Origin of the sequence: Alteromonas sp. M12 (genome assembly GCF_037478005.1) — a bacterium.
In the GTDB taxonomy this organism is placed as follows: domain Bacteria; phylum Pseudomonadota; class Gammaproteobacteria; order Enterobacterales; family Alteromonadaceae; genus Aliiglaciecola; species Aliiglaciecola lipolytica_A.
This window is the reverse complement of sequence record NZ_CP144164.1, coordinates 1,610,882-1,624,702: the sequence shown is the minus strand read 5'-3', so window position 1 is coordinate 1,624,702 and position 13,821 is coordinate 1,610,882. Positions and strand designations below refer to the sequence as shown.

Below are 13,821 nucleotides of genomic sequence, written 5' to 3'. Positions count from 1 at the left end.
TAACACTTTATTGCCGTCACCGGAAATTATCCGCCGTGATACTCAGCTATTTTGATTAGTTATAATCCTATAAAAATCAGCCTTTAAGGCTCTTTATCAACTGGCCCTATACCATTATTACGCGTAGCTGAACGGGTACTTTGTTGACGGTTAGGTTGAGTCGCTCGACTGGGAGTTGTTGCGCCGCCAGAGGGACTATCACTATTACGACGTATAATAACGCGTTGGTGATAAGGTCGGTATGGCCATCCCCAGTATGGATTATATGGCCACATGCTCAAGCTACTCACATTCACTTGCTCTATTTCTTTCCAAAGATGGTATCCAGATGATTTAAGGGTCGGAAAAACATATTTGTGCTCACCTACCATGCCTTCCTCGGAACCAGTAATTTTTCCGGTAAAGGTAACGCTACGACCTTTTTCAAAGACCACTGGATCGATAAATCCATCAATATAGACCCGAAACCGGCCCATGCTTTGATTTGAGACTCGAGGGCGAGCATAAGAACGCAATGGAAAATCGACCATTTCGATCATGGTTGCATCAGGTAAGTTTTCGACTTTAGCAATCACTCCCCCCCAACGAACAGTCTTGCCAATATTACTTTCGGGATTACTTGTAACCTGCTGATATTCTACTAAGTTTGCTTCATCTTCCACCTGAATACTGTCAGGTATGACAGAACAGCCAGCCATCAGTACTACTGAACAAAACACCGCAATTTTCGCTAACATGAGAATCCTCTCTACCGCTAAATTTTAACTTGCTAAACTTTTACCTTAATAAACTCTTAACTGATTAGATAGTTCACCAATTAGACTATTTACTTACTAAAACATGAATCCACTAATTAACGCTATAGAATCGTTTAGATATGTTGCTAATACTAACACCTATTGCCAATAACACGTTGCGTTATTGGCTGAATCAACATAGTTTCGGGATATAAAATCATCATAATCCGTTGTTCAGCATAACAAATACGCGAAAAATTTTACACCAAAGTGATCATTTTATTCGAGCCTAATTGGATAAGATTAAACGAAGGTATCAATTCCCAGTAACGATTGGATTTCACTACGTTGACTTTCTTTGGCAAGAGATTGATAGGCGTCTATTGCCTGGCGAGCACTAAAATCTTGAGGTTGTGATGCACTATTTTTTTGTTCTCGAAAACGTTCGGCTTGTGCATATGCTTCAGGGGAATTTTGACGCGTAACAACCTGCTGACGTGGCAACTGAGTGTCACGTCTTTGATTTTGCTGCTCTTGTGCTTCCGCTTGTTTTTGCGGCTCACGGGCAGTGGGAGTAATAGTTAGTTGATTTTGCGCGGCAACTAACGAAGATTCAATTTCCACTTAGCTAAACTATTGCATCCTTTTTAGGTGTCAAACCAAAATTAACTGCAATAATCATGCACAAGATACGAACTATCGCGTCAAACCAATCTAATCCAGTTAAAACCACTATTCTCTACCAGGCAACTTTTTCCAGGTCACCTTGTCTCGCAAATAAACCGGTTGAATATTCTCTGCGTCGCTAAAATTGCCCTGCGCGATAGCATCTATAGCTAATGGGATCATTGCACTACTTGATGGAAAAAGAATGGATGGCTGACCGACCTGCTCGACGATTTGCTGGAAAGCTTTATAGGCAGTCCACCCCGTACCGCATAATACATCCGGTATTTCGGTTAAGCCTTCAAGCACAGATTCCGGCCCTAGCACCTGCTCTTCTTCGATTAAACGGGCTAGGTTATTTTCATTGCGAAATAATGCGAAATAGACTTCATCCATGCGAGCATCTATCGCTACAGCAACCAACTTGGCCTGAGATTCATCAATCGCTTGTTGCGCCATTGCAGCTAAAGTAGAGATACCAACAACCGGCTTTTCAGTTCCCAACGCCAAACCTTGAATAATACCTGTTGAAATACGCACGCCAGTAAAACTACCTGGACCACGACCAAACACGAGATAGTCGATAGCCGATAATGTTTGATTATTTCGTTGTAATAATTGCTCGACCATCGGAAGCAGTTTTTGGCTATGTTGTTGAGGGCAAACTTCAAATATTGAATCGGTTTTTTGATCTACAAAAATGGCTGCAGAGCAGGCTTCAGTGGCTGTATCTATCGCAAGTATTTTCATCAATTCACAGGCCTTCAGAGGTATGTAATTCAGTTAAAAAATCAACCGCCACCGACAAGTCTCGAGTGCGCTTCATGGGCGGTAAACTGGCTAAAAAGGTTTTTGCGTAGTCTTTCGTGATTAGGCGATTATCGCAGATCACCAAAACCCCCTTGTCTTTTTCATCACGAATTAACCGCCCAGCCCCTTGTTTGAGGGAAATAACCGCTTGGGGGATCTGGATTTGTGCAAAAGGATTGGCACCTGACTTTCGACAATCTTCAATTCGAGCCTGCAGAAGTGGATCATCTGGGGCGGCGAAGGGTAATTTATCAATCATTACGCAGGTTAAATCATCACCACGCACATCAACTCCTTCCCAAAATGCTCCCGTGCCTAAAAGTACGGCTTGTTTATTGGTTACATACTCGTCTAGTAACGCACGCTTGGTTGTGGTGCCTTGCACTAATATTGGGTTATCAATATATTCAGGCAAGCTTTGGGCAATGATTTTCAGCATCGCATGGGAAGTAAATAACAGGAAACAACGGCCTTTGCTCGCCTTAATTAAGGTCACTGCTACTTCCAATAAATTCTGTCGCATCTCACGGCTGCTAGGCTCTGGTAAATATCGAGGTACACACAAAATAGCTTGTTTTTGGTAATCGAATGGACTGTCCAAGGCTAATGTTTTTGCATTATCTAAGCCCATTAAACGCTGAAAATGGGCAAAACCGCCATCCACCATCAAAGTTGCAGAGGTAAACACCCAGCTTCTTTTCGGTTCTTCTATAAAATCAGCAAAGCGCTTAGCGATACTAAGTGGGGTTAAATGCAGCACAATGTGCTTAGGTGTGGTTTCGTACCATAAACTCACACCTTTTTGATTTACATCGTTTAAAACAGCCAGTTTGGATTTGGCGTGAGTTACCCTTTCAAACAAAGTATCAAGTTCTTTTTCTCGACCCAGATGAATTTTAACCACTTCGTAAAGTACCGTCAGTGATTCGTCCAATTTATTGATTTGCGCTTCGACCTCTGGGCGTTTTAGCATTTGTCGCCAATTGCCCCGCTCTGGAGTGACTGGAAACAAAATACGCAAGTCAGCCGCAATCAAACGACACTTCTCAGCAACTTTTACTAGTTGTTCGGCATCTTTTAGTTGAGTACGTTTTATAATCTCAATGTCTCGCGCTAAATCATGTATTTGTCGACTTGAGAGAGCTTCACCAAAGTATTCGCTGGCAATATCGGGTATTTGATGAGCTTCATCAAATACCACCACATCAGCTTCCGGAATTAGCTCACCAAAGCCTGTGTCTTTTAAAGCCATATCTGCAAAAAACAAATGATGATTCACCACCACTATATCGGCGTCCATTGCTTTGTTTCGCGCTTTGACTAAATAACAATCTTCATAATCTGGACAATCTCGACCTAAACAATTATCAACTGTAGAAGTCACCAAAGGTAATACTCTGGCATTCTCAGACAGTGACTTTAAATCTCCCATATCACCGGTTTTAGTGGTAGACGCCCACTGTCTAACTTGGGTTAATTCATCCAGGGTTTCCCGCTCCAATAAGGTACTGTTGCCACTATGCTGACCTAACCGATGTAAACAAAGATAATTTGAACGGCCCTTAAGCAGCGCTGCCTGACGATTACTGCCTAAGGCTTTTTTAAGTAACGGTAGGTCACGGTGAAACAACTGCTCTTGAAGATTTTTTGTACCCGTTGAGATTATTGCTTTTTTGTTACTGATCATTGCTGGGGCTAAGTATGCAAAGGTTTTACCTGTTCCCGTACCAGCCTCGACAATTAGCGGAACTTGATCGTCAATACATTGTTCAATGGCTTCAGACATTGCAATTTGCGATGCACGTGGGCTAAACCCAGCAATTGCCGTAGATAAAACCCCATCTTCGGCAAACAATTCTGATGTTTTAATCATGCACCCTTGCCTGTCTTTTACTGTCACAAATTAGTATCACTATCGTTATCCGTTATTCGCAAATTCTTAGCTTGTCCCGCAGCGCGAGAAATTGGCGGTGAGTATGCCAAAAAAAAAAGCAAGCATTGTTAGAGGAAGATAGCCATTGCTTAGCCTTGTGATATAAATATTGTTTAAAAAATTGCCCCAAAAAAGACACTCCGCACCAAAGGTGTATTTAAAAACAGACGCATTTATTGCAATCACGCTCAAAAACAACGCCATTCGCAAACAATATTGTTATTAATCAAATAGATAAATTAGTGGCACGAATTAAGCAATATCTCAAGAAATAGACAAATTATTAATTTATTCATCACAAAACAGAAAGATTTCTCTGTTATTAATGATGGAAACGACAGGTGAAAACCCAATTGTTTCAAGTGGCACACAGTAAGGAGTTCGATTATGTTATTCTGGTTAATCTTAGCGACTATTGTCACCTTGGTGGCAATTTTCAAACCTGCCGATTTATCTAGCAAGTTAATGTCAGCTGTAATTTCTGCTATATGTTATATCGGTATCTTTTTATTCGTGACAATGACGTTTGCTCGGTCACTTAAGAAAGAAACTGCACTTTAAAATGGACTAAAGGAAACACAATGAAAACAATCAATCAAAAACTCGTACTAGCAATATTTTTAGCTAGCTTAGGCTTAGCGGGATGTTCAGAAGCTCAGAAAGAATCTGCTAGCGATACTAAAGCTGAAATGACTGAAGAAATGGAAGACATGAAAGAAGAGTCTGCTGATTATCTTGACGATGTTAAAGATGAAGCCGGTGATATGATGGATTCAGCAAGCGAAAAAGCATCAGAAATGAAAGATGACGCACAAGATAAAGCCTCTGAAATGATGGAAGATGCTGGCGACGAAATAGAAGACATGAAAGAAGCTAGCGCTGATAAGCTAAAAGAAGCTTGTATCAAAATGAAAGAAAAAACAGGTGGTGACGTATCAGATTGTAATTAATTACAATCGGGTGTCTTTAAAATGAGACACTTTATGTTATCCCAAAAAAAGAGCGATTTTTCGCTCTTTTTTGTTTATTCAGCAGCCTAAATAAGCTTGTATCTTTTCAAGCTATCGACTGATTTTCGTATTGAATATTTTTCACTAATTAGCACTGAAAATCGAAATCTGAAACAGTGCTTCAATTCAACTCTGCTGGTTTTCTGTGTTTTGTCCCCTGCTCATAGGCATAGATGAGCTGTATTAACTTAGGTTCATTGTACATTCTGCCTAAAAACTGAAGCCCTGTGGGTAAGTTTTCCGAAGTGAACCCCATTGGAACCGTAAACGCCGGCTGCCCTGTGTGTGGACTAATAACTTGACTGTTGTCACCCATGTAATCTTCCTCAAAACGACTGATAAGAGCGGCTTTGTTATTCCAAGAAGGATAAATTAGCGCATCTAGATTTAAGTCGTTCATCACCTTCTCAATACCTTGCCTAAACGCTATGCGCAGTGGATCAGAATAAGCACTTCCGCATTCAACATTGGACTCACCATAACGACCGCTTACAGCAAGGTTTGCTTTTAATCTCGCTTTTGCAAACTCTGAGGTGGAGCCAACTGCGATAATATCTTCTAAGCGCTCCAGGGTGTCACTTTTCACATAGGTTGCTAAGAACTGCTCTACATCTTGTTGGAATTCTGCACACCATTGATTGGCTTTTAAACTATCAAAATTAGGGATCTCAACTGGATCAACGATTGTTGCCCCTAGCCTCTGTAAATCTCGAAGGGACTGTTGGAATAAGGCTAAAATTTCAGGATCAAGGCCGTCATCACTAAGTTGATTCAACACACCTATGCGTGCTCCACTCAACCCATCTTCGTTTAAATACGACAAATAACTAGCCGGCATCTTACCGTCCGAATGGGCCGTGATCGGATCATGCTCATCGTAGCCAGCAATTACGTCTAATATGCGAACAGCGTCTTCGGTTGTTCTGGCCATTGGGCCAACAACATCATTGCGCAGAAACAAAGGCACTATGGCACTGCGTGACACTAAGCCAATGGTGGTTCTTAAGCCCACTAGCGCTGCATGGGAAGAAGGTCCTCGAATAGAATTACCCGTATCGGTACCTAAACCAACAGTTGCAAAATTAGCGGCAATAGCAGCAGCTGTTCCGCCACTAGATCCTGCTGGAACATAATCTTGGTTATACGCGTTACGAGTGATTCCACTGGTAGAGCTTTCGGTATGTTTTGGACTAAATGCCCACTCCGCCATATTCGTTTTCGCTAAAACAATAGCCCCCGCGTCAACGAGTTTTTGAATGATAAAAGCATTCTGATTGGGAATGTAATCGACTAACGCAAGAGAGCCTGCGGTGGTGGGTAAATTAGCGGTATTGATATTATCCTTCACCAAAATAGGAATGCCGTGTAACGGGCGAAGCTTTCCTGTTTGTATAAACTCTTTATCTAAGGCTGCGGCAATCATTAGCGCATCGTTATTGACCACACTAATAGCATTAATTTTATCATTATGCTGGGCGATTCGTTTTAGGTACGTCTTAACTAAGTCTTGGCTATTGTACTCGCCATTTTTATAGTCTTGGTGAATTTGGGCAATAGTCAGCTCTGTGAGATCAATCTCTTTTGCCGATGTTCTATGTTGCTGGCACCCTTGCAAATATGCGACAAAAATCGATAACAGTATAAATTTAGTGGGTAACGCAGTTAATTTGAGCATTTAAGGGCCAGTCAGTAAAAATGAAAAAGGTGGCCTGAGCAAAGTTTCAGAGAATGTTCGCCATATGTTTAATCGCCCGCAAACGATGCATTTAATGCCAACATAACTGAACACTCGTAGTACAAGACCTTGTATTATGACAGAATAAAACACCTATTAACGCTATTCAATAGGGTCATATGGACAGACATCTTTTCAATCAAAGAAGTATGCTAATAATATGAAAAAATATATATTTGCAATAGCTCTTAGTTTGATAAGTATGGTTACGAAAGTAAATTGTAATGAGAAGATTAGTTTTGTTAATACATTTAAATTTCTTAAAGTTAATCTTCAGAAAATACGCCAATTCGAATTAGCAATAGGAAAGTACAGCGCTGTATCACTCCATCGCCATGGGTAACGAGTAGATATAAAAACCTATCAGAACATCAACCCGCTTCACTGTGATTCATTTTTTATCCACAGCGAAGCTCATTTAAAGAATAAAATGTCTGTTTACAAAAATGGCTTCAGTAACCGCGTTTTTTCCAAAATTGAATCTCGCCATCGGCATACTCTTCTAAAACGGTAAATGTTTTTTCAGCCACGATTTTGCCGTCACACTCAATTACCATACGCCAGTCCCCGACTTTGTCGTCAATAGGAGCCCATAAAGTATCACCTAAATAGAACTCCCAGTTATTGTTTCGCACATAAACATCACCGCTAAACGGTTCCATAACATTGCCTTTTTTATCTGGGATATTTGGATGATAAATAGTGAAATCTAACCGTAATCCTTTGCCTTTTTTAACTTCCAATATAAAACCAAATTCCACATCTAAAGTGGCTGGGATTTTGGTGGTAAAGTTGCGAATCGATGGTAATTCTTTACTGTTGTTGTCCCACCCTTCATAGAGACCATAACTGGTCATTTCAAATTGCGCTTTATGTTTCGCCATTACTGCTAATCTCTTGAATGCTATTAGGGGGCTTTATTTTTAATTAGTGGGCCTTGAGCAAATTACTGACACGTTTAAAATGTTCATGTTTGGCATCCTTCAACCACCCAAAAACCACCATTTCCACTGAAAGCAAATTACAACCAGCTGCGATTAATTGCTGCTTGGCTAATTCCCGATCGGATTCATAACGAGAAGCAGTAGCGTCCCACGCAATGGAAACTGTATAGTTCGCCTTGAGAGCATCAATGGCAGTTTGATATAAACAAACGTGGGATTCAGCCCCTAAGAGCAACAAATTTGGCTTGTCACTTGATGATCGGATGTGATCAAGATGCGCGACTAAATCCTTTTGCCCAAAAGCAGAGAATGCGGTCTTGGTAAAGTTATGTTGTACATAAGGCTGCAACAATTCGTGGGTTTCACCTAAGCCTTTGGGATATTGCTCTACGCCCGTAATGGGAATTTGAAATATCTGAGCAGTTGCCAGTAAAGTAAGACTGCGACGCAACATCATTTGGTGATTACTCATTTGAGCAAACAATTTTTGTTGTATATCGACCATTAACACTTGCGTTGTTTCGGGTTTAATTTTTTCAATTGACATAAATTTGATATCCCCATGGTGCTATTGTCAGTTCGGAATCTTGCTTAAACACTAAACTTTTATTTTCGAAAAAAGAATCGTACTCACCTAAAAACAAACTTCCAGTGAAATTCACTTGCAGCGAGTGACTTGATAAATTTAATACGACAAAAATTTTACTATTTTTATCGGTCCGCACAAAACTGAATATTCTTTCTGGCTCAGAATTAGCGACGTGAATCATCCGCGCGCCCCACTGGGCATTATGTAGCGCGGAATGTGATTTTTTAAGTTGAATTAATCGTTGATATAAATCACCAATGTGATGTTCCTGCTGCAGTGAATCGGGTCTCTTTCAAAAAACGCTAAACGTTTTGTTTCACCGGCTTCTTGTCCATTGTGAATAAGTGGCATACCTTCACCAATAACCGACAGCACAATAGCGGCTTCTAGGCCATCTTGAAATTGCTCTTGCTGAGTACCATCCCATGCATTCTTATCATGGTTACTGACAAACGTCATTCGATGTGCTTCAGCTGGATAGGATTTTTCGTTCCAAGAGTAGTATTTAAAAAGTTTACTAATAGGTAAACCATTGCACGTAATACCATGCATGATTTCATTCCAACTCCACGCATAGGTCATATCAAAGGCATTTTGATGTAGATCTTTGGATTCCCACTCAGCTAACATAAAGATCGGTTTAATGGTCTCTAAATCAGCCCTAACAGCTGCCCAGAAATCATTTGGAATAAAACCGGCCACATCACACCGAAATCCATCAATGTCGGCCACCTCAACCCAATAGCGCATCGCTTTGGCTATATACTCACGTAATTCAATACTTTGATAATCAAAGTCAATGACATCATTCCAATCCCACCAAGGTGTTGGCGTAAAATCGCCCTTATAATCCCGAGCGTACCACTCTGGATGATCTTCAACGAGATGATTATCCCAAGCAGAATGATTGCATACCCAATCTATAATAACCTTGAAACCAAATGAATGGGCGGTTTTGACAAAATCTTGAAATGCGCTCAAATCACCAAATTCTGGATTCACACCATAATAGTCTTGCACCGCATAAGGACTCCCTAGTGTGCCCTTACGATTTTTAACTCCAATAGGATGAATTGGCATAATCCACAAAATGTCGACACCTAAGGATTTTAAACGTGGGAAGTGTGATTGGGCTGCATTGAAAGTGCCCACAGAGGTGAATTGGCGGGTGTTAATTTGGTATATAATTGCGTCTTTAGCCCAGACTGGACTGACAATTTGCACATAGTTTTTAGGGGTATGATCCATTTTCAAAAAGTCCTTTTTGTTAGCTAAAACTGTTTAAATTAACTGCCTTTCTCCATGATACAGATTAAATTGCGTCGCTTTGATAAATCCAATCAGTGCAATATCCAATTCTTTACATAAATCTACGGCCAAACTGGTCGGTGCGCCAACCGCAATAATCATACTAATACCAGCTCTAGCTGATTTTTGCACCATTTCGAAACTCACCCTACCGCTCAATAGCACCGCATATTGGCCAGGTAAAAGGGCTAAATGTTTACCAATTAACTTATCCAGCGCATTGTGCCTACCAATATCTTCACTGGTTCCTACAAGATCACCCTTGTGATCCAGCAGCGCTGCTGCGTGAACACCGCCAGTCCTAAAAAAAACCGGTTGTTGTAATCTCAGATTATTCGGTAAATCACATATCGACTTTGCCGCTAATGAAACCCTGTTTTGTTCATCGATAGGAGACAAATTTTCTAGCAGTTTGTCGATATTCTGTTGTCCGCAGACACCACAACTAGAAACGGACAATGAGTTCGCCTTATATTTCGATAATTCAACAGATACACCCGGTTTCAGAGTAATCAGGATCCGATTGCTATGATTTTCTTTTAATCTGTCTGTGCCAGTATGTTCAATACTGAATATATCGTTAAGGGAAACCAAATCAATAGAAAGCAACCAGCCTTTAACCAAATGGATGTCATCACCAGGAGTACGCATGGTGGAATGCAAATAAAGCTTTTCGGTTTGGTTCGGCGTTTTATAAAATTTCAACCAAATTTCCAAGGGTTGCTCACACGCAATCCAGTCGGCTTTATAGGTCGCTGAATTCTTATAACTCACTATATTGTATTGAATAGATTCTTGCATACCGCGCTTTTGTTAGAAAAATCTAGTTGCCAGAATCGAGCATCAGTAGGGTAATGCGCTGAAGCCAAGAAATAACACCCAACTGGCAAAAAAGATTTTTAAATTTGTTGCTGAAAAATATAACACCACTTGCTTAGCCAAGATACCACCGATAATCGCGCCAGCTCCAGCAAATAAAACCACAGGCCAGTATACGTCAACGCTAAAAAAGCCATGATAGATGATGGCGCTCCACACTGAAAAAGCACTTAGAATAACGGCTAAAGCGATGGAAAAAGTGATACTGAATTTACGAATGATTAAATAAATGGCGACTAACTCCCCCACTCCAATTGATAAGTAGGCTGTTATGATGCCACCGATAAATGCGATTATCGTCAAGGCATAACAATCAAACCGTGCTAAGTCAGAGGAAAAGGACTGCTTTTTAAGCAAAGGAATACTCGCAAATAACGCGATCGCCAAACCAATAGAGAATACGCCAAAACCTGCATGTAATTGCTCAGCTTCGCCTATTCCACCTCGGGCAGCTTGAAATAGTTGTGCAAGCCAAATGCCCAATACAGAAAAAGGTACTGTTAGCTTGAGTATTTTGCTGATCTCGTGCCAATGCTTATCATCAATATGCTGTTTGCGATAAAATGCCCACCAAGTTATGGCGCCAGCTGTCATCCCACAACATTGAATGGCAAAACTGGTTGCCACTGTAGAATTGGAATCGAATCCCAATTGATTAAAAAATGGGACAAATATCACACCACCACCAGCGCCTGTTGCGTTGGCAAAAATAGCGCCCACCACACCTAAAATTGCAAAAGCGCTATACTCTGTTATTAACAACAGTGGTTCTGCTTGAAAAAGCAATACACCAAACCAGGTTACAAAAAGGAAACATCGGATTTGATTGGCAGTTATGACGTGCAACATAGCAGTATCTTAAAGGTGTTTGGCGACTCAGTGTATCGCGTTTCAAATTATTATGGTTAAGCATTTTACGCAAAACAATATCACAACGATCACGCTGAGCCCAAATCGTTCTGCTACTTGGGCTGAAGCCAAAATGATTGTATTTATTATGGCCCTATGTGTACTGCTAATCGCGTCGATTTGGGCACTGTTAGGGATGTGGCTAATTTTACCTTTTGCCGGATTTGAAGTCGCTTTACTTGCCTTTTTAATGCATAAAGTGAACCGCCATTGTTACAGCAAGCAAATCATTACCATCAACCCAAAAACCCTAATAATTGAATGTGGAATTCAATATCCCATTTTCAATTGGCAGTTTGAACGGCATAAAACACACTTGTCGGTCATCGAAGCTGAAAGCTCATTTGACCGACCACACATGATCTTAACCGATGAAAATATCAGCATTGAGCTGGGACAATTTTTAAATCAACAAGACTGCCTTATCGCGCGTAATTTGTTGAAGCACAATGGCGTCATGGAAGTCAGCAACAAATGGTGGAAGCGACAATAATTTAGTAAGGTTTAATCCACATACTTGACCGCAGTACCACAGATACTAACCATCAACATGCTTCCATTTTGGCCAATCACTTCATAATCAATATCAACGGCAATAACGGCATTCGCGCCCATCATCCTGGCTTCTTCGGTTAATTCCGTAAATGCAATTTTGCGGGCTTTGGTTAACTCTTGTTCGTACGAACCAGAACGCCCGCCTACAATGTCTCGTATCGAAGCAAAAATATCTTTGAGTATGTTCGCTCCCATAATGGCTTCTCCCACTACAACACCGTAGTAGTGCTCAATCTTTTTGCCATCTAAATTGTTTGTCGTCGTTACTAACATATTTTATCTCCCAATAATGTAGACATTTTTTCAATCAAACTGTTTGAATCACTCAGTTCATAATGTTTGGCAGCAGCCACACCCCACACAGGTTTGGGCCATGCGACATCATGTTGAAATCGAGCAATATGATGAATATGTAATTGGGAAACCATATTACCAAGGGCTGCGATATTCAATTTGTATGGTTGAAACAAGTGTTTAATCGATTCACTAAGAATTTTTGACTCGTACCATAACTGACTCTGCTGCGCTTCGTTCAAATCAATTATCTCGGTGACTTTATTCACGCGGGGCACCTGTATAAACCAGGGGTATTGATAGTCGTTTAACAATAAGATTTTACTCAGAGGTAAATTACATACTTCAAAGCAATCTTTGGCCAATTGCGGATCGAGTTGGAAATCAGCATTGTGCATGCTTTCTCCTTATAATTTTGTTGCGACTACTGTTAGCAGTGCCCGTTGTCCAATTGCCACATTTTCATTCGGAAAAACAATGGCTTCATTATCAAACTCACAGCGATATTCGGCACCCGTCTCAGAGGCTAACAAATGTCCCTTTTTAAAGTCAGTAAAATTGGGGGTATCGTTATCGAAGTGTAATTTAAAATCTGGTTGCTGCTTGTTTATCACCTGATTAACCCGATAAATATAGGTTTTTTGAGGTGGAAATGCAGGTATATTTAATTCTTTATTGACGATCAGAGCGGTCAAGGTTTCTCTCACTGCAGCAAATTTCGACATGTCATTTTCGCCAAAACGATGCACTTTACCCAACTCAACAGTAAACGCATGAGCACCAAATTGGTGGGAAGAGTAATAACTAAAAGTTGTTGTAGGACTTTCAGAAAGCAAAAACGTGTTGACGCCACAAGCATACAAAAAAGCCAGTTGTTCAAGGCTATGTTGTTTTCCGTGTAAAAAGGGATAAACCGCAAATTTGTCGTTTTTAGAAGCACGAATGGCTGTATGTAAATCGTAATGTAAGCGCTCAGACGAGGCACTACCTAGGGTATAGAAATTCGCCACAACTTGCTCAAGCTCTTTGGCTCGTTGACGCTCCTGATTATTCTCGCCACTGGACGTTGTGTGAGCACCACTGAACAGGCGATTTAAATTTTCAACGACAAAACGTTTCTCGATATCCATTGAAGGTAAGTTAGCAAAAATCACCAAAAGCCGATGTTGTGGAGTTAGTTCTAAACGTAGGATTTGTGTAACTAAATCGTCGCATATTTCAATCGGAGCCGTTTCGTTGCCATGCACACCACAGGATAAAACTATGTCCTTTTTTGAAGTGCCTGATGGGGTAAACTGAATGATTCCAGGACTGCTAATATTGACTTTTACGCCATTGGCTAAAATGAATTCAACGGGATGCTTAAATAATTGAGGATCGAATCTGGAAAGCGCCAAAAATTGGCCTGATACGGTAAGTTTCTCAACTAACATAGAACCTCTTAACTGTTAA

15 protein-coding genes and 1 pseudogene are annotated in these 13,821 nt (G+C 40.6%); 3 read left to right on the top strand and 13 right to left on the bottom strand.

The features are described from left to right. Positions 1-83: 83 nt before the first annotated feature. From VUI23_RS07030 to VUI23_RS07015, 4 genes are all read right to left on the bottom strand, one after another. Positions 84-737 carry a Slp family lipoprotein gene (locus tag VUI23_RS07030; protein WP_342807490.1) on the bottom strand — a complete coding sequence of 218 codons (654 nt, stop codon included), beginning with the start codon at positions 735-737 and terminating at the stop codon, positions 84-86. A gap of 303 nt (positions 738-1,040) precedes the next feature. Continuing rightward, on the bottom strand, positions 1,041-1,361 hold the full coding sequence (locus VUI23_RS07025) for a hypothetical protein (RefSeq protein ID WP_216050312.1): 321 nt from the start codon (positions 1,359-1,361) through the stop codon (positions 1,041-1,043). Positions 1,362-1,469: 108 nt separating this feature from the next. Continuing rightward, positions 1,470-2,153, bottom strand: coding sequence for a tRNA (adenosine(37)-N6)-threonylcarbamoyltransferase complex dimerization subunit type 1 TsaB (gene tsaB, locus VUI23_RS07020; RefSeq protein WP_342807488.1), 684 nt, complete (start codon positions 2,151-2,153; stop codon positions 1,470-1,472). Positions 2,154-2,157: 4 nt separating this feature from the next. Continuing rightward, positions 2,158-4,086, bottom strand: a complete 1,929-nt coding sequence (locus tag VUI23_RS07015) for an ATP-dependent DNA helicase (RefSeq protein ID WP_342807486.1) — start codon at positions 4,084-4,086, stop codon at positions 2,158-2,160. Between the two features lie 447 nt (positions 4,087-4,533). Here VUI23_RS07015 and VUI23_RS07010 point away from each other — a divergent pair, with 447 nt between their 5' ends. Together VUI23_RS07010 and VUI23_RS07005 are read left to right on the top strand one after the other, a co-directional pair. After that, complete coding sequence (locus VUI23_RS07010) at positions 4,534-4,707, top strand: hypothetical protein (RefSeq protein ID WP_216050309.1); 174 nt, start codon at positions 4,534-4,536, stop codon at positions 4,705-4,707. 20 nt (positions 4,708-4,727) lie between these two features. Next, the gene (locus VUI23_RS07005) at positions 4,728-5,096 is read left to right on the top strand and encodes a hypothetical protein (protein WP_303500198.1); all 369 of its coding nucleotides are present in this window, start codon (positions 4,728-4,730) and stop codon (positions 5,094-5,096) included. Between the two features lie 181 nt (positions 5,097-5,277). Here VUI23_RS07005 and VUI23_RS07000 read toward each other — a convergent pair whose 3' ends face one another. The 6 genes and pseudogenes from VUI23_RS07000 to VUI23_RS06975 form a co-directional block, all read right to left on the bottom strand. Next, complete coding sequence (locus VUI23_RS07000; RefSeq protein WP_342807484.1) at positions 5,278-6,831, bottom strand: amidase family protein; 1,554 nt, start codon at positions 6,829-6,831, stop codon at positions 5,278-5,280. A 512-nt stretch (positions 6,832-7,343) separates the two neighbouring features. Further along, positions 7,344-7,775 carry a DUF3859 domain-containing protein gene (locus VUI23_RS06995; protein ID WP_216050306.1) on the bottom strand — a complete coding sequence of 144 codons (432 nt, stop codon included), beginning with the start codon at positions 7,773-7,775 and terminating at the stop codon, positions 7,344-7,346. 43 nt (positions 7,776-7,818) lie between these two features. After that, entirely contained in the window at positions 7,819-8,382 is a 564-nt protein-coding gene (locus VUI23_RS06990) for an isochorismatase family protein (RefSeq protein WP_342807482.1), read from the bottom strand. Further along, positions 8,372-9,672 (bottom strand): annotated as a pseudogene (locus tag VUI23_RS06985) (alpha-amylase family glycosyl hydrolase). The gene VUI23_RS06990 and the pseudogene VUI23_RS06985 overlap by 11 nt, the downstream one beginning before the upstream one ends. A 33-nt stretch (positions 9,673-9,705) precedes the next feature. Beyond that, positions 9,706-10,533 (bottom strand): formate dehydrogenase accessory sulfurtransferase FdhD, encoded by an 828-nt coding sequence (gene fdhD / locus VUI23_RS06980; RefSeq protein ID WP_342807480.1) that lies wholly within the window; start codon positions 10,531-10,533, stop codon positions 9,706-9,708. Between the two features lie 42 nt (positions 10,534-10,575). Continuing rightward, positions 10,576-11,460: a sulfite exporter TauE/SafE family protein gene (locus tag VUI23_RS06975; RefSeq protein WP_342807478.1), complete on the bottom strand. Its 885-nt coding sequence runs from the start codon at positions 11,458-11,460 to the stop codon at positions 10,576-10,578. A 52-nt stretch (positions 11,461-11,512) separates the two neighbouring features. On the opposite strand from VUI23_RS06975, the gene VUI23_RS06970 reads away from it, so the two are divergent. Beyond that, a complete protein-coding gene (locus VUI23_RS06970; protein ID WP_303500202.1) occupies positions 11,513-12,013 on the top strand; it encodes a DUF2244 domain-containing protein in 501 nt (166 codons plus the stop codon). Between the two features lie 11 nt (positions 12,014-12,024). Here VUI23_RS06970 and VUI23_RS06965 read toward each other — a convergent pair whose 3' ends face one another. The 3 genes from VUI23_RS06965 to astE are packed head-to-tail and all read right to left on the bottom strand — an operon-like array spanning position 12,025 to position 13,802. After that, positions 12,025-12,348, bottom strand: coding sequence for a heavy metal-binding domain-containing protein (locus VUI23_RS06965; RefSeq protein ID WP_216050300.1), 324 nt, complete (start codon positions 12,346-12,348; stop codon positions 12,025-12,027). Then, complete coding sequence (locus tag VUI23_RS06960) at positions 12,342-12,767, bottom strand: HIT domain-containing protein (protein WP_216050299.1); 426 nt, start codon at positions 12,765-12,767, stop codon at positions 12,342-12,344. Before VUI23_RS06960 ends, VUI23_RS06965 begins: the two co-directional genes overlap by 7 nt. Positions 12,768-12,776: 9 nt before the next feature. Next, positions 12,777-13,802 carry a succinylglutamate desuccinylase gene (gene astE / locus VUI23_RS06955; protein ID WP_342807476.1) on the bottom strand — a complete coding sequence of 342 codons (1,026 nt, stop codon included), beginning with the start codon at positions 13,800-13,802 and terminating at the stop codon, positions 12,777-12,779. Positions 13,803-13,821: the final 19 nt, after the last annotated feature.